The 24,468-nt window shown below is 37.4% G+C and carries 21 protein-coding genes; 16 read left to right on the top strand and 5 right to left on the bottom strand.

All coding sequences use genetic code 11. The annotated features are described in order from the left end of the window. The first annotated feature begins 207 nt into the window (after nucleotides 1-207). Nucleotides 208-1,200 carry a tRNA dihydrouridine synthase gene (locus tag RUH74_RS11305; RefSeq protein ID WP_313800409.1) on the top strand — a complete coding sequence of 331 codons (993 nt, stop codon included), beginning with the start codon at nucleotides 208-210 and terminating at the stop codon, nucleotides 1,198-1,200. A gap of 107 nt (nucleotides 1,201-1,307) precedes the next feature. On the opposite strand, the gene RUH74_RS11300 is transcribed toward RUH74_RS11305, so the two are convergent. Genes RUH74_RS11300 through RUH74_RS11280 form a run of 5 tightly spaced genes read right to left on the bottom strand, consistent with a single transcriptional unit; the run spans nucleotide 1,308 to nucleotide 5,977 of the window. Then, nucleotides 1,308-2,021, bottom strand: coding sequence for a GntR family transcriptional regulator (locus tag RUH74_RS11300; RefSeq protein ID WP_313800408.1), 714 nt, complete (start codon nucleotides 2,019-2,021; stop codon nucleotides 1,308-1,310). A gap of 8 nt (nucleotides 2,022-2,029) precedes the next feature. After that, a complete protein-coding gene (locus tag RUH74_RS11295) occupies nucleotides 2,030-3,046 on the bottom strand; it encodes a sugar kinase (protein ID WP_313800447.1) in 1,017 nt (338 codons plus the stop codon). After that, nucleotides 3,039-3,794: a 2-dehydro-3-deoxy-phosphogluconate aldolase gene (gene dagF, locus RUH74_RS11290; protein ID WP_313800407.1), complete on the bottom strand. Its 756-nt coding sequence runs from the start codon at nucleotides 3,792-3,794 to the stop codon at nucleotides 3,039-3,041. Before dagF ends, RUH74_RS11295 begins: the two co-directional genes overlap by 8 nt. Nucleotide 3,795: 1 nt before the next feature. Further along, nucleotides 3,796-4,839: a DgaE family pyridoxal phosphate-dependent ammonia lyase gene (locus RUH74_RS11285; protein WP_313800446.1), complete on the bottom strand. Its 1,044-nt coding sequence runs from the start codon at nucleotides 4,837-4,839 to the stop codon at nucleotides 3,796-3,798. A gap of 37 nt (nucleotides 4,840-4,876) precedes the next feature. Next, nucleotides 4,877-5,977, bottom strand: a complete 1,101-nt coding sequence (locus RUH74_RS11280; RefSeq protein WP_313800406.1) for an amidohydrolase/deacetylase family metallohydrolase — start codon at nucleotides 5,975-5,977, stop codon at nucleotides 4,877-4,879. Between the two features lie 378 nt (nucleotides 5,978-6,355). Between RUH74_RS11280 and RUH74_RS11275 the strand changes: the two genes are divergently transcribed. From RUH74_RS11275 to gcvPA, 15 genes are all read left to right on the top strand, one after another. Next, nucleotides 6,356-7,654 carry an ABC transporter substrate-binding protein gene (locus tag RUH74_RS11275; RefSeq protein ID WP_313800405.1) on the top strand — a complete coding sequence of 433 codons (1,299 nt, stop codon included), beginning with the start codon at nucleotides 6,356-6,358 and terminating at the stop codon, nucleotides 7,652-7,654. A gap of 100 nt (nucleotides 7,655-7,754) precedes the next feature. After that, nucleotides 7,755-8,618, top strand: a complete 864-nt coding sequence (locus RUH74_RS11270; RefSeq protein ID WP_313800404.1) for a carbohydrate ABC transporter permease — start codon at nucleotides 7,755-7,757, stop codon at nucleotides 8,616-8,618. A 22-nt stretch (nucleotides 8,619-8,640) separates the two neighbouring features. Beyond that, nucleotides 8,641-9,525, top strand: a complete 885-nt coding sequence (locus RUH74_RS11265) for a carbohydrate ABC transporter permease (RefSeq protein ID WP_313800403.1) — start codon at nucleotides 8,641-8,643, stop codon at nucleotides 9,523-9,525. A gap of 43 nt (nucleotides 9,526-9,568) precedes the next feature. Further along, nucleotides 9,569-11,479, top strand: coding sequence for a beta-N-acetylhexosaminidase (locus tag RUH74_RS11260; RefSeq protein ID WP_313800402.1), 1,911 nt, complete (start codon nucleotides 9,569-9,571; stop codon nucleotides 11,477-11,479). Nucleotides 11,480-11,496: 17 nt separating this feature from the next. Beyond that, nucleotides 11,497-12,543, top strand: a complete 1,047-nt coding sequence (locus RUH74_RS11255; protein WP_313800401.1) for a lactonase family protein — start codon at nucleotides 11,497-11,499, stop codon at nucleotides 12,541-12,543. A 152-nt stretch (nucleotides 12,544-12,695) separates the two neighbouring features. Beyond that, entirely contained in the window at nucleotides 12,696-13,241 is a 546-nt protein-coding gene (locus tag RUH74_RS11250) for a GNAT family N-acetyltransferase (RefSeq protein WP_313800400.1), read from the top strand. An 18-nt stretch (nucleotides 13,242-13,259) separates the two neighbouring features. Continuing rightward, nucleotides 13,260-13,631 (top strand): MmcQ/YjbR family DNA-binding protein, encoded by a 372-nt coding sequence (locus tag RUH74_RS11245; RefSeq protein ID WP_313800399.1) that lies wholly within the window; start codon nucleotides 13,260-13,262, stop codon nucleotides 13,629-13,631. 641 nt (nucleotides 13,632-14,272) lie between these two features. Then, nucleotides 14,273-15,952, top strand: a complete 1,680-nt coding sequence (locus tag RUH74_RS11240; protein WP_313800398.1) for a sensor histidine kinase — start codon at nucleotides 14,273-14,275, stop codon at nucleotides 15,950-15,952. Then, complete coding sequence (locus RUH74_RS11235; protein ID WP_313800397.1) at nucleotides 15,942-17,081, top strand: response regulator transcription factor; 1,140 nt, start codon at nucleotides 15,942-15,944, stop codon at nucleotides 17,079-17,081. The genes RUH74_RS11240 and RUH74_RS11235 overlap by 11 nt, the downstream gene beginning before the upstream one ends. A 130-nt stretch (nucleotides 17,082-17,211) precedes the next feature. Next, the gene (locus tag RUH74_RS11230) at nucleotides 17,212-18,471 is read left to right on the top strand and encodes a sugar ABC transporter substrate-binding protein (protein WP_396230004.1); all 1,260 of its coding nucleotides are present in this window, start codon (nucleotides 17,212-17,214) and stop codon (nucleotides 18,469-18,471) included. Between the two features lie 164 nt (nucleotides 18,472-18,635). Next, nucleotides 18,636-19,577 (top strand): carbohydrate ABC transporter permease, encoded by a 942-nt coding sequence (locus tag RUH74_RS11225; protein ID WP_313800396.1) that lies wholly within the window; start codon nucleotides 18,636-18,638, stop codon nucleotides 19,575-19,577. Nucleotides 19,578-19,606: 29 nt separating this feature from the next. Then, a complete protein-coding gene (locus RUH74_RS11220; protein WP_313800444.1) occupies nucleotides 19,607-20,428 on the top strand; it encodes a carbohydrate ABC transporter permease in 822 nt (273 codons plus the stop codon). Nucleotides 20,429-20,479: 51 nt separating this feature from the next. After that, nucleotides 20,480-22,192 (top strand): amylo-alpha-1,6-glucosidase, encoded by a 1,713-nt coding sequence (locus tag RUH74_RS11215; protein ID WP_313800395.1) that lies wholly within the window; start codon nucleotides 20,480-20,482, stop codon nucleotides 22,190-22,192. Nucleotides 22,193-22,240: 48 nt separating this feature from the next. Beyond that, entirely contained in the window at nucleotides 22,241-23,017 is a 777-nt protein-coding gene (locus RUH74_RS11210) for an SDR family NAD(P)-dependent oxidoreductase (RefSeq protein ID WP_313800394.1), read from the top strand. A gap of 46 nt (nucleotides 23,018-23,063) precedes the next feature. Then, a complete protein-coding gene (gene gcvPA / locus RUH74_RS11205; protein ID WP_313800393.1) occupies nucleotides 23,064-24,452 on the top strand; it encodes an aminomethyl-transferring glycine dehydrogenase subunit GcvPA in 1,389 nt (462 codons plus the stop codon). Nucleotides 24,453-24,468: the final 16 nt, after the last annotated feature.

Genomic DNA, 24,468 nt, shown 5'->3' with positions numbered 1-24,468 from the left:
TTGAAAATAAGTTGTTAAGCATGATATAAGTATAAAAGAAGCGGAACGTTTGGCTTTATCGCTGTAAGACCCCTACTTCAAAAAGTTGAGGGAATATACTCATCCTAAGTGGGGGATGAAAGAAACCCCCACTTAGGATGAGTTTCACTTTATATATTTTTACGGGAGTTTGAAGTTGTATTCATAGTGAGAGGAATGGAGTTTGAAATGATAGATAATTTTTGGCGTGATTTGCCGCGGCCATTTTTTGTACTTGCACCAATGGAAGATGTGACAGATGTCGTTTTTCGTCACGTTGTAAGCGAAGCGGGCCGGCCGGATGTATTTTTTACAGAGTTTACGAATTCGGATAGCTACTGTCATCCAGATGGTATAAAAAGTGTGCGTGGCCGTTTACTTTTTACAGAAGATGAGCAGCCAATGGTTGCACATATTTGGGGAGATAATCCCGATTATTTCCGCCAAATGAGTATTGGCATGGCAGAGCTAGGATTTAAAGGCATTGATATTAATATGGGCTGTCCTGTACCGAATGTGGCATCGAGAGGGAAAGGCAGTGGTCTTATTCTGCGTCCAGACGTTGCGGCAGAACTAATTCAAGCAGCGAAAGCGGGCGGACTGCCTGTCAGCGTGAAAACACGACTTGGCTATAAGGAGGTTCAGGAGTGGGAAGAGTGGCTGACGCATATTTTTAAGCAGGATATTGCTAACCTTTCTATTCATTTACGTACAAGGGAAGAAATGAGCCAAGTAGCGGCGCACTGGGAGTTAATTCCCGAAATCAAAAAATTACGCGACCGTATCGCACCAAATACGCTTCTCACCATCAATGGAGACATTCCTGACCGTCAAACCGGGCTGCAGCTTGCTGAAAAATATGGGATTGATGGCGTTATGATCGGACGGGGGATCTTTAAAAATCCGTTTGCTTTTGAAAAAGAGCCAAGAGAGCATAGCAGTAAAGAACACCTAGATCTTTTAAGGCTGCAGCTTGATCTTCAAGATCATTATGCGGACGAATTGCCGCGTTCGATCACAGGGCTTCATCGCTTTTTCAAAATTTATGTCAAAGGATTCCCTGGAGCTGCTGAACTAAGAAATCAATTGATGAGCACGAAATCAACAAATGAAGTGCGTACATTGCTTGATAAATTTGAAAAGAATATTGATGGGCAGGACAGTGTCCTTCAAAAAGAGTAAATCTTAACCATTTTTACTTTCAGTTACTGTAATTTTTTCAACGAAACATAATGATAAAGCTCGCTAGCGTGCGAGCTTTATATCATTGTTTTTAATTGTAGTTCGAGCTATTTTTCATAATTCACCACATACTCCTGCAATTCAGTATTGTAATAGCCCACACTATATTCAATCAAATTATTCATTACATCAAATGAGTAACGTATTCGTTTAAGTAGAGATGTTTCTTTTTTGAGACCGAGTGCTTCTGCAATATGAGAGGGAGCTGCAGAGACTGCAAAAAAATCTTGAAATCGCTCTAACAAATATTCTTGTTTCTCAATAAGCTCATATAAAGAGCGATCCTCTAAAATTGTATGATTAATATTGGTGATTTTTGGTGATATATAATGAGTAAAATGGATATAAGGCTGATTATTTAGATAATAAATACGTTTAATACAAGTACAGTAATTTCCAAATAATCCATATTCCTTCGTGTTTTCCTCATTTTGCAACATCTCGATTTGGAGTAGTTTTTTCTGAATCTGATGTCCTTCTTCTATTAGAAACTCTGAAAATAGCTTTCCCTTTGAAAGCATGGAAGTGGCAGTATTCCGAATAACTTTTGTGCCTATGCCGCTTTTAGCTTCAAGGTATCCTTCTTGAACAAGCTCCTGTACGGCTTTACGGACGGTGATTTTACTAACATGAAATTCCTTCTCTAATTGAGGCTCTGCCGGTAAATTGGAATGGATTGGATAAACGCCATGCAAAATTCTATCTTTTAATATCTGCTTTATTTGTAAGTATAAAGGTCCTTTTTTTCGTGATATATTCATTATTTTCACTACCTTTCAACATCTCTTGCAGCATATGTCATCGCTTGGATAATGTCCATTTTTGTTGACATTGGTGTATCACCTTTTGTTGTATGTGCTAACATACAGGCAGCAGCTGCAAAGTCTACTGTCTTTTTGATTGAAAACCCTTCTAAAATGCCATAAATGATGCCGCTAGTGAAGGCATCGCCTGAACCAATTCTGTCAAGAACAGGGAATGTGTGTGAGTTTGAAAATGTCAACGTATTGCTTTTATACATATATCCGCGCAAGGAATGTGTATGATCTTGTTTAATTGTGCGCTGTGTTCCAGCAATGAGTGAAATGTTGTATTTTTTGGATATAATCGGAATTAGTTCAGTCAATTGATCTTCGCGATTTATTTTTTCTGATTTCATATCTAAAATAAACATAGCATCTTTTTCATTCATCATCACGACATCAGCTAAATGCAGCATATCCTCATAATGTGATTTTGCTTCTTTGTAGCCCTTTTCACCCCAAAGTGCCGGGCGATAGTTGCAGTCAAAGACAACCGTCCCGCCATTCCTTTTCACAGCACTAGCAAAAGTGATCATTTGCTTACGAACTGAATCGTTCATGGCAAGTGTAATCCCGCAAAAATGAACAATATCCATTATTTTGGCTATATGTTCAAACTCATATAATTCATTAACAGCTGTATTAAAGCTGCTTTCACGTCGATTAGAATAGGTTACTCGGCTTGGCCTCCAGCCAAAGCCATTCTCCAAAAAGTACATGCCTATGTAACTTCCAGCACGAGCAATGAATTGATGAGAAATTCCTAGTTTTTGAAGATGCGCTATCGCTGCATCTCCAATTGAATTATCCGGCAATGTGGAAACTAGGTAGCTAGAGTAGCCAAACCGAGACAGAGCAGCAGTGATATTAGTCCCGGTACCTGAGAAGGAATAGTTTAACGTGTTTGCCTGAGATAGAAGCTCATAATTAGGCACCTCTAAACGCATCATAACCTCACCAAACGCAGCAATATTTTTATTCATACTCATCTACCAATCTCTTTATTATCTTATATAATTCTCGAATATCGTTTAGATTTGTTTCGCCTGTATCTCTATTGATAATAGAGGAGTACACATGTGGAATAATCTGTCTTACATTTGCCTCTAAAGCAATCCGCAAAATGGATTCGAAATTTTCTTTATTTATTCCTCCTGTTGGTTCTAATGAAAACCTTTCTTCGCCACATGCCTGCGCGACCATTCGAAACTCTTCTACACAGCTTAGCCCATCCATTGGGAAGTACTTTAATGCATTTCCGCCCATATCCCGTACAAGTGAGATAGCTGCTTTAATTGGTACGATTGCTTTTTCTTTATTCGTACTGCTAATAGGCCCAGTCGAAATATTGACAAACCCCGCTTTGCCCGTCGGGGAAACTAAACTGTTAATCCAGCTCTTTTTATTTTCAAGATTAGCTCGTGTGATCCCTACATAGGGAAAAACCTGGTTAATATGAGAAACAGGGGCGAGTTTAGCGATATTCGCGACCATTTTTGCCTGACGATTATCTCCATTGCCTAAACCAATCGAAATCGCATGATCTATCTCTTTTCCATATTCTTCAATTACTTTAGCTGCTGTTTCTGCGGAGGGAAAGGTAGATGCTGTCATCCCAATTAGAACATGGCCATCCATTTCTTGAAATATATTTTTTGCATTTTGAATGCTGTTTGCTAGAACATTTAAGGACACACGTCCCTTGTATAATCGATTATCAATGATCGTCATTTTAAACTCCTCCTACTATTTGAAGCAGTTTTTTCTTTATTATGTGGATATCATCTTCTTTAAGCGGGCGTGGATCGATTTCAAAATAACCTTGTTTAGCTCCATAATCTCGCGTGTAAATGGCAATATTGCCTTCCCGCAGTTTGGAAGTCATGTTTTGAGCCGTTAAATTTGTTATGTTCGGATCAATATTGATTCTAGCACGGTATATTTTTCGGCCGGATTCATCTTCGACTATAGAGACGTTAATCCCATTTATTTCGTTTAATGATAATAAGGAATGCAAACGTTCCTTTTCCAGCTCGTTCGTATTTTTTTTCAGCATATATTCTTCCAGCGCTTGCAATAGCCCAAAACAGTTTTCTTTTCCTATCTTCATACTTCTTCCAATTCCACTAAATTGAACGCATAACCATTCAATATACTTCCGTTTGCCTGCAACAATTCCCGAAGTTGGACCTTCGAGCGCTTTAGAACCACTGAAAATAATTAGATCAGTATAATGGATATACTTATGGATGTCCTCTTCGGCAGCCGCATCAACGATAAATGGAATGTGATTTTTTTTGGCAATCTCCCAGGCTTCCTCTAAGGAAAGCATATTTTTTTGGACCGTATGATGGGATTGAATATAAAGGATCCCAGCTGTTTTATCTGTAATAGCATCCTCAATATGTTCCGCACGTCCTTCATTGGCATAGCCGGCTTCAACAAGACGGCCTCCTCCTAAATAAATCATTGTTTCAATTGGTGCTCCATATTGAACATTATGGCCCTTTAACATGATGATTTCATTAAAGGGATTCCTATCTTGATGAAGCCGTTCACTCATTCGGCGGTTTCCCTTCGTTACAAGTGCTGCAATTGATAAAGCGATCCCGCTTGATGCCGAATTGACAATTGCTGCTGCTTCTGAACCAAGCATTTTTGCAATTATTTCTCCTGACTTTTCCATGAATTCAGCCATATCGATATAAATTTGACCGCCTTGCTTTACTGCTTCCATAACCGTATCAGAAGGTGTTGAAACACCTAGGATGCTCATACGTCCACTCGCATTAATTATTTGCTTTAAACCATATTTAGCATGTAAGGAATTCACCGTTTATCACTACTCCTTTTGGAATGATTACTTTTTGGGCTTTGCGTGTATCTCCTTCTGAATCAATGAGGTTGATTTGAGAAGACTGAACTTTAAATAGTGTTAGATTCGCAATATCTCCAACCTGTATTCGGCCTAGATGAGGTTTTCTCAGCCAGTTTGCTGCATTAATGGTGACAGCGTCTATAATTTCGTTTAATGGATATCCAAGATAAAGGAACTTAGAAAGAACGCTTGCTAAGCTAAAAACAGGGCCATTCAAACGATTGCTGCGGTAAATATCCGTACTAATTGTATGTAAACCAATCTTGTGTGTTTTTGCCATTTCAGCCACCCTAAAGGAAAAGCTCTCAGTACCATGCCCAACATTCAGATGAACTCCGCGATCAATGGCATCTAAAAATACTTGAATTGGATTGCCTTCAGAATCAAAAAGATTATTAGGTTTATCATTGAGGTAGTGTGTTAAAATGTCATTTTCTTCTAAGAGAGGGATTACTTCTTCAATGGGCGGTGGACTCGAGCCGATATGTACCATTAACGGCATGGATGTTTTTTTTGATAAGTTTCGTGCGATTCTTAATGGTTCAACCCCATTATTGCCGACGACACTTTTGCTTATCCGAACCTTTAGACCCACTATGGATTCATGAAAACGCTGAAGTGAGTTCAAAATTCCTTCCTCATTTATCCAATTTAAGTTAGATAGCTCATCCGTTCTGCTCAGTCCAATTCGTGAAATGTTTAAAAATGCGAATAAATTTGTTTTAAAGGAATCTTTATTAGCAATTAAATCAGCTATTCGATCCGACCCGCAGCTTCCAGCATCTACGACAGTCGTTACACCTTGCTTAATGCCGATTTCTTCTAGTTGATCCCCATAAGGTTCAAGTTCAGGGAAAGCATGGACATGCAAATCGATCCAGCCGCTTGAAATATAAAGGCCAGAACAATCAATCCCATAGGCGCCTACCCCATTCCAAGCATTTGTAATCTCAGTTATTCTCTTATCTTCGACCACTATATCTACTGAATGTCCGGTAACAAATTGTGCATTTTGCAAAACATATCGCTCATCCATACAACCAGCCCTTTCAAATTTTAAAGTAATTATGTCAATGTAAATTTGTATTATTCTAAAAATTTAAATATTTATTATGTATTTTACCACAAAAGATGATATAATTGTCTATAACATTATAATGTTATGAATTTAAAATTTGTTTTACCGCTCCTAATGAATACATGTAAGTCATTCTTCTTAGATATGAATCTTTTTTCTTCTACTTTATGAATAACTAGCCATGCTCTTTTATCTCCCTTAGATGAAACATTCATTCCATTTCACCATTGCTGCTGCAGATTGGCATTTTGCTTCCATCCTTTGTTGTACATAAAATCGGTATTGACAGCTGGTTATTTTCGGCTGTTTACAAATAAAAAATAAAGGGGAATCTTCATGAAAGGTAAAAAAATTGGTTTAGTGTTGTTTCTCTTGGTAGTCTCTTTATTTTTGCTGGCAGCATGCAGCAGCAAAAATAGCAGCAATGAACAAACCGAATCAAAACCACAGGCAACTGAAAATAATGAGGGGAAAGAAAAAGAAAAAGTAGAATTACGTGTTGTTACGACGATGGCTGGAACCGATCCAGCTGGTGAGGTGTTTCAGAAGGTCTTAAATGATTATATGGAGAAAAACCAGCATATCAAAATAATCAACGATTCACAATCGGCAGATGCAGGTACCATTCGTACAAAGATCAATACGGATTTTTCTTCCAATAATGAACCTGAACTAATGTTTTTCTTTAACACGATAGATGCGGAAGGAATTATTAATGCAGGGAAGGTTGTAAATCTGGAGAAGGCAGAGGGGGTAGATCTCTCAGGATATAATTCAATGCTGGAACAGCAGAGAAATAAAGATGGAAATATTTATGCGGCACCGCAATCAGGCTTTTATGAAGGGCTTTTTGTTAATAAAAAGCTTTTTGAAGAGCATAGCATAAAAATCCCAACGACTTGGGAGGAGTATGAATTGGCAATTGAACAATTTGCCAAAACCGATATCATTCCAGTAGCAGCGTCAACAGTGGACTCTTATTATGTTGTTGAACACTATGCTTTAGCAGCTGGTGGAATTGATCATTACAGTGCAAAGTTAGCCGATCAAGATTCAACATGGGCTGAAGGGTTAGATAATATTGCGAAGCATGCAAAAATGGGGGCTTTCCCTGCTGATGCCGCAACACTCGATCTTGCTATGGTTCAGGATTTATTTAAACAAGAACAAGCAGCAATGATATTTGAAGGCTCATGGTTCTGGGGTCAGCTGGTTGAAGCGGGAATGGCAGAAAATGTAACCGTTATTCCAATGCCTGTTTATGGCAGCGGCGGACAGACTGGAGATATTGTCGGTGGATCTACTCAAGGATGGTTTATTAGTACGAAAGCATATGAAGATGAAAGTAAGCGGGAAGCAGTGGTAGATTTATTCAATTATATTACTTCAGAAGAAATTCTATTGGAAATTGTCGCAGCTACTGGCCAGCCTCCTGCAAAGGGCCAATTATCTGATCTACCAGAGTATATTGCGGCCGGCCATAAGTTAGTAGCAGATGCACCTGCCGTGGATCTTCCTATTAACGACCGGATATTGCCTGAAGCATTTACGTATATTCGCGAAAGTGTTCCTTCTATTGTGAATGGAACAAAGACAGGCGAACAAGTTCTTAAAGAAGCTGCTGCACTCGAGTAGTTCATGAATAAATAGGTGACCCACCAGTGGGAGAACTCCACTGGTGGGGAAATATAATCTACCAAGTAGGACGATAACGATTAAGTAAAAGGAGTAGCTAATGAAGGGTGATAAATTTTATATCTTTCTTTTTTTAACACCAGCATTTTTGATTTCAGGCATTTTTTTATACTACCCTTTTTTTGAAAACTTTAAACTAAGTTTTTATAAGACAGACGGATTTTTTAACTCAACTTTTATCGGTTTTGATAACTATATAAGATTATTTAACGATGAAATCGCTCGAGGTTCGACGCTTAATTCCTTTGAACTAATGCTTTATGTGGCCATTTTTCAGGTAGGGATTGCCTTAGTTCTCGCGATAATGGTTAATTCTATTAAACGGGGTGCCGCTTTTTATCGAATTACATTCTTCTTTCCAATTGTTATTTCTGGGGCAGCAATCGGTTTACTATTTACGCTTATTTACAACTATAGAAATGGATTATTAAATGAAATATTAGTAAATTTAGGATTTGAACGAGTCCTATGGCTAACTGAACAATCTGCATTATATATGGTAGCGATACCAACAATATGGAACTATGTAGGATTTTATTTTGTTATTTTTTTGACAGCTATACAGAAAATCCCTCAGGACTATTATGATGCAGCGGCACTTGAGGGGATCACAGGGTTTCAAAAAATGACGAAGATCACCATTCCATTAATTCTTGCTGACCTGAAAACATGTTTAGTTTTAGCCATTACTGGAGCACTGAAAATTTTTGAGCTTGTCTATATTATCACTAAAGGCGGACCGGCAAGGTCGTCGGAAGTATTAGGCACTTATATGTATCAAAAAGCATTTGTTGATTCTGCCATGGGCTATGGGGCAACACTCGCTGTTTTTATGGTAGTCATTGGATTAACATTAGCATTTATTACAAATAAATTTATTAAAAATGACAAATTAACTTATTAATCGAAGAAAAGTGGTGATACATTTGGCTGAAAAAGGTGTGCAACGGCTTACTTTTTGGGAAAAGTTTCAAAGTAGATATTTTTCTAAATCAAAATATGGAAAACTGTTTATCTATTTATGCTTAACATTATGGTCGATGACAACAATTTTCCCTTTAGTTTGGGTAGTGTTAAACTCCTTCAAAAATTCTAGGGAGATTATAACGGACACTTTTAGTTTTCCTGCTGATCCTACCTTTCAAAATTATTTAAAGGCATTTGATACCGTTAATATAGGGAAGAGTTATTTAAATAGCCTAATTATGTCAGGTTCTGTTGTGTTTTTTGTCCTTCTATTTGGCGGAATTGCTGCGTTTGCAATGGCGAGAATGCAATTTCGCTTAAGAGGCGCTCTGCAAATGCTTTTGATTGGGAGCCTGCTCATCCCAGCATTCGCTACGATCGTACCTGTATACAAAATGATGATCAAAATGGACCTTGTGAATACATATTGGGCACTTATTATTCCGCAAACGGCAGGGAATTTACCCTTTGCCATTCTTGTTATTAGTGCTTATATGGCAACGATTCCAAAGGAACTGGAGGAAGCTTCGGTTATGGATGGCTGCAGCCGCTGGAAGATGTTTACCAAAGTATTCCTGCCTATTTCTTTGCCCTCCTTTGCAACTGTTGGGACATTTGTTTTTCTTTGGTCCTATAACGATCTTTTCTCGTCATTAGTCCTTGTATCTCAAGAGAAAGTAGCGCCAATTGTTGTGCTGCTATCAAATGTTAGCTCGCAATACGGGACTGATTATGGATTGATGACAGCATCCATTGCAATGACTGTTATCCCAGTTTTAATTGTTTATTTACTTGCCCAAAAGACATTTGAAAAGGGGGCAACAACCGGAGCGGTAAAAGGATAATTCTAGAATAATAGCTTTCTACTATAATGCGAGGGTGATTCTGATGAAAATACACTTGCAAGGTGACTTTTCGTCCCTTATAGCAGGGATTCAAGCATTGCAAGAGGAGCTTGCTTTTTCCTTAGGTGAAGAGGGCGTGCCCTTAATAATCAGGCAGAGGGAGGGGAGATCGTTACAAGTTTCCTTTGAAAATGGAAGTGGACAAATTGTTTATGGGGATAAAGTTTGTTTCTATCGAGCGTTCGGAATATTTATCAAAAACTTCCAAGCAAAACAGTCGAATTTTCACATAGTGGAAGAATTGCAATTTTCTACAATTGGGCCGATGTTTGATCTGTCGCGAAATGCGGTTATGAATATATCTAGCTTTCAATTGATGATTAGAAAATTAGCCCTAATGGGACTTAATTCAGCATTGCTGTATATGGAGGATACTTATGAAATTAAGGAAGAGCCCTATTTTGGTTATATGCGGGGAAGGTATTCACAAGAAGAGTTAAAAAAGCTAGACGACTATGCATATGAATTTGGCATTGAGCTAATTCCCTGTATACAAACGCTTGCCCATTTAGAAGAATTTCTAAAATGGAGTGCGGCATCCCACCTTAAAGATACAAGAGGTGTCCTGCTTGTTGAAAGCGAAGAGACATACAGTCTAATTGATCAAATGATTTCTTCTGTATCAAAACCTTTTAGAACAAAGCGAATTCATATTGGTATGGACGAAGCGGAGGAATTAGGAAGGGGGGTTTATTTAAATACATTCGGCTATAAAGATCGATTGGAGTTGATGACAAGTCACCTTACCCGCGTGCTTGCCATTGTAAAAAAACATGGGCTATCACCAATGATGTGGAGCGATATGTTTATTAAATTAGCATCCTCTACAGGTGAAGAACATTACAATATGTCCACAGCTATCCCTCGTCATATCGTTGAAAAAATGCCTGCAGACGTGCAGCTTGTGTATTGGGATTATATTCATGTGAATGAAGACGACTACGAACGAATGATTATGAAACATAAAGCCTTCGGCAAAACACCTGCATTTGCCGGGGGGATATGGGTTTGGAATTCGTTTGGTACGAACTATGGCTTATCACTTCGAACGACTGATGCTGCTTTAAAAGCATGCAAAAAAGAAGGGATTCAGGATGTTTTTGCAACACTGTGGGGTGATGATGGCTTCGAAAATAACAGTTTTACTGCATTATTAGGATTACAAATGTATGCGGAACATGCCTACTGTAGAGAGCTTGAAAAAGATAAACTTCGTGACCGAGTGAAATTTTGTACGGGAATAGGGGAAGATTCTTTTCTATACATGAATGAATTAGATGAGATTCCAGGGGTTTCACCAGGTAACAATGTGCAAACAAATCCTTCTAAATTTCTATTATGGCAGGATGTTTTATTAGGGTTATTCGATAAGCATATTGAAGGGCTGGATATAAGACCCCACTATTTAAATTTAGAAAGTAAATTCAAGAAAATTAGAAATGCCAATTGTTCACTTGATTTTATTTTTGATGTCCCTGAAAAACTGTCCGCTGTTTTAAGTATGAAGGCAGATATTGGTTTAAGATTAAAAAAGGCATATGATGAAAAAAATGTAGTCGCTTTAGAAGAAATTTCTACAATAGTTTTGCCGAATTTAATGAAAAAAGTTGAGGACTTAAGAAGGGCCCATCGTGACCAATGGTTTAGGATCAATAAACCTTTTGGGTGGGAAGTTTTAGATATTCGTTATGGTGGATTATTACAGCGCATCGACACAGCATGTAAAAGAATCAACGATTTCATTGACGGAGAAATTGACCGCATTGAAGAACTTGAAGAGGAACGTTTATATTTCAATGAAAGTGTGAAAGAATCAACAGGTTTAGGATGGTGCAGCTATTATTATCGGATTGCGTCCCCAAATGTATTCTTTCATGTTCTGCCTCTATATTAAACTAGGAGGTAACAGGAATGACGGGTAATCATGGTTATTACTATGTGTTTGTAGGAACTTATGGGAGTAAAGATGATGAGTCTATTCAATTACTTTTATTTGATTCCAAGTCTGGACACTTGAGAAAAGTAGGTTCGACCTCCGGAGTTGTGAATCCCTCTTTTTTAACAGTAAATAAGAACAAAACTCGACTTTATTCTATTAGTGAAGAGGATCATGGAGAAATTGTGAGTTTTTCTATTGAACTAGGTAGCGGCAGACTTTCTGAAATCAATCGTCAGCCAACTGTAGGTTCCTCCCCATGCTTTGTGAGTCTTGATCCAAATGATCAATTTTTGTTTACCGCCAATTATGGGGGAGGAAGTATTACTGTATTTCCATTAAATACGGATGGAGCTATTTCTCCCTTTTCCGACTTTATCAGGTATTCTGATATAGCGCTAAAGAAGTTGTCGCATCCACATCAAATAAAAAATATACCGAATACGAATAAATATTTAATTACCGACTTAGGGCTGAACCGAATATACTTGTATCACTTTGATTATATGAATTCTCAGCTTGAATTAGTCAATGAGCTAATGGCCGTGCCTGGAACGGGCCCAAGACATTTGACTCTGCATCAAAAACGGAGGATCTTTTATGTAGCAAATGAATATAATTCAAGTATCTCTGCTTATACATACGATGAAACAGTTGAAACATTTGAGCTAATTCAAGAGATTAACACAATCCCTAGTCATTTTAAAACCGAGAATTATTGCGCAGATATTCATATATCTCCATGTCATTCATACTTGTATGTTTCCAACCGCGGTCATAACAGTTTAGCAGCCTATCAAATTTTAGATGATGGGAAATTGAAGCTGTTAGAACACTCATCAATAATGGGCGAGTGGCCAAGGAACTTTGCACTCGTGCCAGATGGAAAGCATATCCTTGTTGCTAATCAGCATTCTGATTCAATTGTCGTGATGAAGATTGGAAGCAATGGCATTCCACATACTACGAGTCAGCACTATTCGGTTAAAAGCCCTGCGTGTCTATATATAAGAAATGCTTAGCAATTGGAATTATGGAAGCACGGAGATGTCCTCGTGCTTCTTATTCATTAGGAAGCAATTGTTTATTACGATGGAGTTAAACAATAATAGACAGGAGTATGTATAATATATAAGAAAAGAATGCAAAGCTTTATTTCAGGGGAGCTGTTCAGATGAATCATCGTTTATTTCATTCACTAGAAGGGGAAAATATCTATTTTAAAGCATTAAGTACAGACGATAGGCAAGAAATACATAGTTACGCGTCAGATGTAGATGTTTCGCGGTTCATTGGCTGGAATTTAATGAATGATTTAAAAGAAACTCGCAGCTTTATTGAAGTCATGTTAAAGCGGGAGTTGGAAGGAACGCATTTTTATGCGTCCATTGTTCAAAGGTCAACACAAGCCATTGTAGGCACAGCGATGATTTTCAATTTTGACCATGAAGCAAACAAAGCAGAAATTGGTTATGTTTTGCATAAAGATCATTGGGGGAAGGGATTTGGCACTGAGTGTGTAGGTCTAATGAATGATTTTGCTTTTAAATCACTGAATCTTCACAAAATCTATGCGAGTGTTGTCGATGCTAATGTTGGCTCGGCGCGGATACTTGAAAAAAACAATTTTGAGTTAGAAGGACGATTAAGAGATCATTATTTTATAGAGAATAAATATTATGATGCTCTGCTATTTGGGAAAATCACAATAGACAGCTAAGAAAAGGAGAGTAAATAAATGAAATTACAAGACCATGCTGTCATGCTGGATCATGTACGAAAAATCTGTCTGTCATTGCCAGAAGCTGTCGAAATAATCGATGGCTTCGGTCATAATACGTTTAAAGTTAATGGAAAATCCTTTGTTATTTCGGGTGAAAGCGAAGGAGGATTTAGGCTGTCGTTCAAGTCCGATCGGGAAACGCAAGAAATTTTGCTGCAGATAGAGTATTTTTACAAAACTCCGTATATAGGACATCACGGCTGGGTGTCGATCCAAAATCCAGCTGGGGATCACTGGGATGAGTTGAATGATCTTATTCAAGAAGCCTATTTGCGTGCGGCACCGAAGCGGCTCGTTAAGAACTGGCTGGAGCTGCATAAAAAATAAGGAAAGGGGGAATAAATCTGCCTTTCTTTTTTTTAATATCTTTGTGGAATTTGCTGTATATTGTACTCATAAAAAAACAATTTCTTAGCGAATCGGTAACTGTAAAAAATCAGCTGCAGCGTAAAAAAATACGATAAGCCATTTTTCGTTTTGTTTCCCCTCCCTCTGCCCTTATTTGCGAAACTCCCTTTCATACCTCTAGATATCCGTTTTTATCTAATAACCTGAAAAAAGGTAATTTAATGTATGCAGCAGTTTTAAATTATTAATTTAATTGACACATAGAGAACGAATAATATAATCTTCTATTAAGTTTGACTTTAGATAATTTTATAAATAGTCTGAGTGGTATCGCTAAGGCGGAAATTAAAAAGACAAGTCTTGACCTGCCAGGCACGGAAACAAGAATTGTCATTCAAAGAGTATACCATACTCAATCTTACCCAACTTATATGAAATTGCTTATTATGATAAATTAAGATTCCTCTTGAATTGTAATGTAACAAAACCCTCTCCTTTTAAATGTGGCAAATCTTTTGAAACGGTCTTTTATGTCAATATTCCAGGTCCTGAACTAAATGTATTAAACTTCATTAATGGTTTTTTGTTTGTAAAAAATGGTATACGGATAGGGGGCACATATGAAATTTACCAACATTCTTAGTACACAGAAGAAACTTTTCTTTATGTTTTTAATTGTAGCGTTGCTCCCGTTATTAACCTTAGGTGTAATTTCTTATATGCAGTCAACAAAAGTGGTGAATGGAAAATTATCAAATTACAACCAGTTTTCTGGTGAAAAAATTAAAACAGAGCTTAATCAAATTTTAGTAGATATGTATTATGGGACTGCTGCAATCCAGCAGTATTTGGCGGATAATACATCGATTAATTTAAAGCATCAGAAACCAGAAACGTATTGGGATTTCAAAGTCGCAAATAATTTAGAAAGACTTTTACAAGCACATGAAAAATCAAATATACGAGGGATATATGTTATCACATCGTCTGGCTATTATTATGGGAACTATGGTTTTAAAGTAGATCAGTTTAAAAAGCTTGATCTATGGAAGCGTGGCTTTAGGAGCGGAAATACAGAAATAGGAATTTATAAACCGAATCATTATCGATACAATAATCTAAAACATGCCCTTGGGTTGCTTGTTCCGTTAAAATTTTCATATGGCGTGTTAAACGATAGTTTTCTTTTTATTGAGACCGATTTAGATAGTTTATTTGATTCAATGAATTTATTAGAGGAAGATTTACATTCAAGAATATCAATACGGGATGAAACTGGGAAACTTTTATATCAAACGAAAAGTGATAAACAGGATTTGAAAGATGACGTGGTCTGGAAAGAATATACTCATATTAATAATTGGGAATTGGAAATTCGTGTACCAAGAGATGCTTTTTATCAATCGTCTAATGTTATATTTAAGATTGTTTTAATAGGAATTCTAGTTGCATTTTTTTTAGCACTTATTCTTTCGTATATTTTTTCAAATCAATTTACAAAAAGAATTTTAAATCTAAAATTTGCAATGGAAGAAGTGAGTAAAGGGGTTTTTGAAAAGAAGGTTTCGTTTCATACAAAGGATGAAATTGGTAAGCTTGGGCTTCATTTTAATCGGATGGTTGATAGAATCAAACAGTTGATGGAAGAAGTCAGACAGAAAGAATTAATGAAACGGGAAGCGGAAATGAAAGCCATTCATTATCAAATTAATCCCCATCTTCTATTTAATACGTTAAACACGATTCAGTGGAAAGCACGGTTAGATGGGAATGAGGAGATTGGGAAAATGCTGCTGCATTTAACAAAAGTACTTGAAGGAAATTTAGATTTTACGATTGAATTAATTCCTCTAAAAAAGGAAATAGAGGCAATTAAACATTTCCTCATTATTCAAGAACTTCGATTTGGATCGCATTTTACCTTTTCTGTGAAAATGGATGAGAGGATTGAACTTGGGTTAATCCCAAGGATGACTATACAACCGATGCTCGAAAATATTTTTTTCCATGCTTTTGAGGATGGGAAAGGAAAGATCGAACTGGAAATAACAAAGACAAAGGGATATTTTCAGCTAGCCTTAAAGGATAATGGGAAAGGGATGTCCCAGGAAAAGTTGAACACATTATTCTCGACGCCAAATGAAAAGGTACGTGGAGGAATCGGCTTATCGAATGTGAAGCAAAAGTTTTATATTCATTATGGGAACGACTATTTGATTAGCGTGAATTCAGTTATTAATCAAGGAACAGTTATTTCAATTTCTTGGCCAATTAGATGGGGAGGTCATTATGATGAATAAGGCATGTATAAAAGTATTGTTAGTCGATGACGAACCGATTGTTCGCAGAGGGTTACGCGCAACTGTAAATTGGGAAAAGTATGGAATGACTGTAGTCGCAGAGGCTTCGAATGGCAAACGGGGCTGGGAGGAATTTTTGGCTCATCAACCTGATGTTGTCATTACCGATATTGTTATGCCTGAAGAAAGCGGACTAGAACTTTCACGGAAAATTAAAGCGCAAGCACCAAAAACGAAAATTCTTTTATTAAGCTGTCATAAAGATTTTGAATTTGCCCAGGAAGGGTTAAATCTAGGAGCTTCTGGTTATTTATTAAAGACAGTTTTTGATGATAAAGAGTTAGAGTATTTTCTATGTACCTTTCAAAAAGAAATACTAGGCACGTCAAAAAATTTCCTAAACGATAGCTTAAATGAAAGCTTCTTACTGTGGTTAAGTGGATATAATAATAATTTTGAACAGAAGTTGGATGAACTCTTTAATGGAGAATGGGGTTGGATGAATCATAAGTTTTATGCGTTTTTTATTCAAAATATGCCTGCAATGGCTCAGGAGAGCGATTTACAGTCCTCTAATTATATTACAATATCATTTGGTAAGAATCTAACCTTTCTTTTTGTGGATGAATCATACCATCCAACATTATTAGCTAATTTAACAGAAGAGAGAGTTGCTCTGAAAGAATTAAATTGGATTCATGCAGGGCCACTCTTAGGAAAGCAAGATTGGATTAAGTCTGTTATGGCATTTCATCATGCCCAGCAGCAGGATGGTATGCTGCATCAATACCCATCCGTACTTTTGCAAGCGGTGGAACACATTATGAGAAATTTATCGAAGCCTATGACTGTTTCGGATATTGCGGAGGCTGTGGGGATGAGTAGAAGTCATTTAAGTACATTGTTTAAGAAAAAGATTGGTGACAGTATTCATTCTTTTATTGAGAAAAAACAACTCCATCTTGCAAAACAGCTTTTAAAAGGAACGAAATTAACTATTCAAGAAATTGGAGAACAGATTGGCATCCAAGATGCAAAATACTTTAGTAAATGGTTTAAACGCTGTACAGGTTTGCCGCCATCCAATTATCGAATCCAACAAAAAGGCGATGAAAGGCTAACAATATAACAAGGATAATAATAAATAACTAAAAATTGCGACAAAACAAAAACAAAAAAACGTGTATAACCGCTTTCAGAAAATATAAAATGAAAGCGGTTATATTTTTAATATTCTAAAAAATGAAAAGAGGGGTCCTATGAGAAAAAAGAAAATTTGGTTTTCGTTACTTGTATCAATCGCTGTTCTTATCATGTCTGCTTGTAGCTCAAACGGTTCTTCAGGGACTGAGACAAAGGATGGGAAAACAGTCTTACGCTTCGCGACATGGGATACGGGGGAATCATTAAAAATTCAACAAGATATTGCCAAGGAATTTGAAAAAGAAAATAAAGATGTAAAAGTTCAAGTTGAAGCCTATGCGGATGGATTTGATCAAAAGATTGCTGCTTCATTTGGAGCAAAAAATCCACCTGATGTTATGTATATGTGGGATTTCACCACCTATAGCCAATCACTTGAACCATTGGACTCTTTTATAGAGAAAGATACGGATATTAATATGGATGATTTTTATGAGGGGCTCTTTAACTATTCGAAAATAGACGATAAGTTATATGGCATGCCAGCAGGCTTTTCAACAATGGTTGTGTACTACAATAAAAAGCTCTTTGATCAATACAACATTCCTTATCCACAAGCAGGATGGACATGGGATGAGTTTAAAGAAATTGCAAAAAATCTAACTGATAAAAGTAAGAAGCAATATGGGTTTTCTGTCACATCTGAACCTGATACGTACGATTTGCAAGGGTTAGTTTGGAGTAATGGCGGAAGCTTCATCAGTGATGATGGAAAGGAAATTGAAGGGTTCATAAATAGTGCTGAAACGGTTGAATCCATTCAGCTATATGGAGATATGGTAAAAGAAGGGTCAGCTATTCTGACTGGGGGCAAAAATCAGCAGAGTGCAAGTGATATTTTTAAATCTGGCAAACTTGGTATGCTTGTCAGTGGGGTTTGGCCAATTCAGGGCTTTAAAGATGCTAAAGTCGATTTTGGAACAGTAATGATGCCTGCATTCGGTTCTAAACCTGTAAAAGGATTAATTTCTTCATCTTCCATTTCCATCGCAAAGGATTCAAAGCAAAAAGAGTTAGCATGGAAATTCGTAAAATATTTTTCTTCAGAGAAAGCAATCAATATGAGAACAGCGGATCTTCCAGTGCGTAAAAGTGTTGTAGAAAAAAATAAAGTAATGGATGATCCTTTATATGCGCCGTTTTATACAATGTTGGAAAATGCTACAAATTCCCCTGCATTTTTGTTAAATAAAAATTGGAATGAAATAAACCGTAACTTATCTGCTGCAATCAATGCTGTCATGGTAGGACAAGATGGCAAACCATTATTCGACAAGGTTGTAAATGAATCTGAGAAATATTTAACAAAGGATTAGTGTGTGAAAAAATAAAAAAGTGAATAAAATCATATAGTTTGAGGGGATGTATTGTCACTGCCATTCTAGATGATTGGGTGTGTAGGAACCTCAATGATCATTAGAATTCGGAGTGGCAATTTTTTTGGTTGTGACAAGATGAAATAGGGGAAGAGGAGGTTTTTATGAAAACAGATGCAGGTGTCAACGCGGAATATAGCCCGGTTTACCAAAAAAAGAAAAAATGGAATAAAATAGTCCCATATTTATTCATCTCTCCATGGATTATTGGTTTTATCGTATTCACGTTAGGACCATTGCTATTTTCATTTATCATTAGTTTCTTTGATTGGCCGATCGTTGGTGAAAAGAAATTTATCGGGTTAACTAACTATATGACTATGTTTACAGATGATCCGTTATTTTGGTCTTCCTTATGGATTACATTTAAGTTTGCGCTTTTCTTTGTCCCTTTAAACATTATTCTTGCATTATTGCTAGCAATGCTATTAAACCAAAAGGTAAAGGGAAGTTCATGGTTTCGAACATTCTTCTATGTACCTTCTGTCATATCAGGTGTTGCGCTTGCGATGATTTGGGGAACCGTTTACGACGGGGAATATGGAATCTTAAACTATTTACTTTCCTTCATTGGAATTGAAGGGCCAAATTGGCTGAATGATACTAGCTGGGCGTTAGTCGCGATGGTCATCGCAAGTTTGTGGGGTCAAGGGACGATGATGCTTATCTTTTTATCAGGACTGAAGAATATTCCACAAGATTTATATGAGGCGGCAGAAATAGATGGAGCTGGGAAAATATATAAATTCTTTAAAATTACAGTGCCACTGCTTACCCCAACCATTCTGTTTAATTTGATTATGACTATTATCGGTGCTTTTCAAACGCTGACATTAGCACTTGTATTAACGGGTGGTGGACCCCTTCAATCGACATATTTCTATGCAATGTATGTCTACGAAAATGCATTTAAATATTTTAAAATGGGGTATTCCTCTGCAAATGCGTGGGTCATGTTCATTATTATATTGTCCTTAACCATGCTTGTATTTAAATCTTCTAGTGTATGGGTGTATTACGAGAATGAAGTGAAAAATGATAAATAGAATAGAAAGGGTGGTGAGTCGGAGTGAAAATGCAAAAAGGATTGCATAAATTCTTTGTGTATACATTATTAATTTTATTATCAATTTTATTTCTTGCGCCATTTATTTGGATGGTTACAACGGCACTTAAGGCTCCGGATGAGCTCTACCAGTATCCACCGAAGTTATTGCCATCCATTTGGCATTTTGAAAACTTTTTAAATGCGTGGAATAGTCAGCCTTTCAATCTATATTTAGTGAATAGTTTGATTGTGACGGTATTTACGACAATCGGACAAATTATATCCTCAACCCTTGTTGCTTATGGGTTTGCCCGTTTTAAATTTAAAGGCCGAGATTTTCTCTTTATTATCCTGTTGGCAACGATGATGATTCCATGGGATGTAACCATGATTCCACAATATATGGCATTCAATATGTTTGGTTGGATTAATTCGCTGAAGGCGTTAATCATTCCATCGTGGTTCGGTTCTGCCTTTTATATCTTCTTATTACGTCAATTTATTATGTCAATTCCGAAAGAATTAGATGAAGCTGCGAGAATGGATGGGGCGAATGTGTTCCAAATCTATTACAAAATCTATCTGCCTTTAGTATGGCCAGTCATTGTTTTAATTGCAGTATTTAATATATTAGGAACCTGGAATGATTACTTAGGCCCATTAATTTTCTTGAATGACCAAAGTAAATATACGTTAACACTTGGATTAGCGCAATTTAAAGGGGTTCATGATGTAGATACGAATGGGATTATGGCTGTAACGTTCTTGATTAGTATCGTGCCGCTCATTCTATTCTTCCTAGCACAAAAGAAAATTGTTGAAGGAGTACAATCAACTAGTTTGAAATAAACATGGATGAATGGAGGTTCATCCATGTTGTATCCAGGGAGGTAGAATTAGATGAAAGTAGAACATATGACAATACCGTTTAGCCGATATGGCTCCTTTTTGGTCATTTCCCCTGTATTTAGACGGGACAGTGATCAGAAATCATTATACATTCGCCATATTCGAGGTGGAGATGAGAAAAATGGTGCCATTTTTAAAATAGATGTTGTTCGTGGTAACGAAGTAATTGATTATGAAGCAGAAATGGAGCCACATGTATTAAAGCTGATTGCAGCGGATGGCAGCGGTGATATTGTAGAATGCTGCTTTAGCTCAGAATCATCCATTCGTATAAGAGGACATCGGATAGGTTTAAAACTTACAGCCCTTACAGGTGCCTATGATTATGCATTACCTTTTCCTGATCAGACTTGGGAGATTAATAGCTTTGTTCAAGAACGCCGCTTTCGAATTATTCCGTTAGAAGGTTCCGTACAAGTTGATGCTCCTTTTAAAGTAGATAAAAGCAAGCATATTATAGTACGTTGTCATCCAGATTCAACTAGTCAAATATTTGACTTTGCTATTTCTGAATATCAGCTCGTTTTTGAACAAGAGAAAAGTCTCGAAATGAGCTTTTCGGAAAATGCCTTACGGGTAGCTAACGAATATAAACAATGGCAGGAGAATTCATTGAACGTGCCTGCCATTTTTCAAAAGGGACATGACATGGCATCATACATAACATGGTCAAGCGTTGTGAAGCCAGATGGATTATTAACTAGACCAGCTATGTACATGTCGAAAAATTGGATGACTAATATTTGGAGCTGGGACCACTGTTTTAATGCAATGGCATTAATCGAAAAACAACCAGAGCTTGCATGGGATCAATTTTGTATTTTTTTTGATCAACAAGATGAGTCTGGGGCATTACCGGATTTTTTAAATAACCAATGGGCATTATGGAATTGCTGTAAACCACCTATCCATGGCTGGACATTGAAATGGATGATGGACCGTTCTGATTTCATTGATGTTGAGAAATTAAAAGAGGTTTATAACCCGCTTGCTCGATGGACGAATTGGTGGTTTTTTCATCGGGATGATGATTTGGATGGAGTTGCTCAATATAATCATGGGAATGATAGCGGCTGGGACAATAGCACGATTTTTTCAAAAGGTATTCCAGTGGAAACACCTGATTTATCAGCATTCTTAATTATACAAATGGATGTCCTAGCGATGATAGCAGAGCGTCTCGAAAGAATGGAGGAAGCCCGTGAGTGGAAACTCCGTGCTGATAAAACGTTCATGAAAATGATGGAGCATTTCTGGACTGGAGAAGGATTCCGGGCATGTATATCCCACTCTCATGAACCGATTGAAACGGAGAGTCTTTTACTGTATATTCCTCTTATTTTAGGTGAGCGGCTGACAAATGAACAGAAGGAACTCTTAATTGATGGATTGGTAAATAGACATCATTTTTGTACGGAATATGGTTTTGCAACGGAAAGTGTTAAGAGTCCTTTTTATCGTGAAGATGGCTATTGGCGAGGGCCGATTTGGGCTCCGTCCACCATGCTGTTGATCGACGGGCTGCAGGCATGTGGGGAAGAAGAATTAGCAAGAACAACGGCGGAAAAGTTTTGCAAAATGGCTAATCAATCCGGTATGGCAGAAAACTTTAACGCCATGACTGGAAAAGGTCTACGTGACCCGGCGTTTACTTGGACATCTAGCGTTTTTTTAATAGCTGGACATATGATTAATGAGGAGTAGGGCATCATACTAAATTTTTGAAATGGTGTTTATAACTGGAGGGAAACAATGAGTGCTCAAGATTATTTTGGAATAAAAGATAAAGTATCTGTCGTTACTGGCGCCGCATCTGGAATTGGACTGGCAACAGCTGAGCTTCTAGCTGAAGTTGGTTCGAAAGTAATTATGCTGGATATTAATGAGGAAAGTGGACGAAGGGCTGCTAGTAATCTGCTGGAAAAGGATTATAAGGTAGAATTCATCCGTTGTGATGTGACAAGTAAAAATGATTGTATCGATGTTAAGAAGTATATTGAGATAAATTATGGAAAAGTGGATGTTCTTTTTAATAATGCGGGAGTTATAAGAAGAAAATCAGTTGTCGATTTAGAGGAATCGGATTGGGATCTGGTGATTGATGTTTCTTTAAAAGGAGCATATCTCCTATCAAAATATTTAATTCCTTTAATGGAAGCAAACGGCGGAAGCATTATTAATACTGGTTCTGGATGGGGGTTAAAAGGTGGAGACAAAGCAGCTGCCTATTGTGCTGCTAAGGCTGGAGTAGTGAACTTAACGAAGGCGATGGCTATTGACCATGGCCCGCAGAATATTCGTGTAAACTGCATTTGTCCAGGGGATACGGATACGCCATTACTTAGAAGTGAGGCAAAGCAGCTAAATCTTCAGGAGGACGCTTTCTTAGCTTCATCGGCAGTAGGGCGTCCATTAGAAAGAATTGGGACACCGAGAGATATTGCAAAAGGTGTGTTATTCCTAGCAAGTGATTTGTCAGCTTGGGTAACGGGAACCCACCTTACTGTTGATGGAGGCGGATTAGCTTAGTTCTACAGTATAAAAAATTTTAAATGATTGTTAGGAGGCTATACGAATGGCTCAAAAGGTACATCCTTATATACCAAATATGGTACCCAAAGTACAGGAAGAGATGCTAAAAGTGATCGGTGCCAAAAATATTATGGAGTTATATGCTTGCATACCAGATGAATTAAAGCTAAAAGAAAATATGAATATTCCGCCTGCATTAACGGAATATGAGCTTCGGCGTCATATCGAAGGCATTCTTAACAAGAATACGAGTACTAAGGAATATCTTAATTTCCTTGGTGCAGGCTGCTGGCAGCATTTTATCCCAGCTGTTTGTGACGAAATCAATCAGCGTTCCGAATTTTTGACGGCATATGCCGGGGAGCCTTATGAGGACCACGGACGCTTTCAAGCATTGTTTGAGTATCAAAGTTTAGTAGCCGAATTGGTAGATATGGATGTGGTTAATGTTCCAACTTTTGATTGGGGGCAAGCAGCTGCTACTTCTATTCGAATGGCTGCGAGAATCACTGGCAAAAAGAAAGTGCTGCTTGCAAAGACAACAGCTCCAGAGCGCAGAGATATCATCATCAATTATGGCACACCTGATTTGCAATTTGAATTTGTTCAGTTTGATGTGAAGACGGGTGCAATGGATCTCAAGGATTTAAAAGCAAAATTAACAGAAGATGTTGCCGCCTTATATTTTGAAAACCCATCCTATCTAGGATTCATTGAAGAACAGGGTCTGGAAATTTCGAAATTATTAAAAAATAATCAGTCCTTAATGGTAGTTGGCGTCGATCCGATTTCATTAGGCGTATTGGCACCGCCTAGCCATTATGGTGCTGATATCGTCTGTGGAGACCTTCAGCCGCTAGGCATGCATATGAACTTCAGTGGAGGGCAGGCTGGTTTCATTGCTACTCGTGATGAAGTGAAGTTTGTTCAGGAGTTCCCATCAAGACTGTTTGGGATTGTTCCAACGGTGAAAGAGGGAGAGTATGGTTTTGGAGATGTTTATTATGATCGGACATCATTTGCCTTAAGGGAAGAGGGAAAAGAATCTGTTGGCACACAAACAGCATTATGGGGAATTACAGCGGGTGTTTACTTAGCTCTCCTAGGACCAGACGGGATGTATGAAGTGGGCCAAACCATTATGCAGAATAGCCAATATGCTGTACAACAATTAAATCAAATTCCTAATATAACGGGATCTTGTTTGAACTCGCCATTTTTTAAGGAGTTTATCGTTGATCTTAATCGTACAGGCCTTTCGGTTGAAGAATTGAATAAACGCCTGCTTGAAAAGAAGATTTTTGGTGGAAAAGACTTATCACGTGAATTTCCTGAGTTTGGTCAGTCTGCCTTATATTGTGTAACAGAAGTTCATACGAAAGAGGATATTGATTATCTTGTTCAATCAATTAAAGAAGTGATAGAAAAATAGAAAGGAGTTGTTAACT

Source organism: Cytobacillus sp., from assembly GCF_032154635.1.
In the GTDB taxonomy this organism is placed as follows: Bacteria; Bacillota; Bacilli; order Bacillales; family Cytobacillaceae; genus Cytobacillus.
This window is presented reverse-complemented; position numbering and strand designations above follow the sequence as displayed.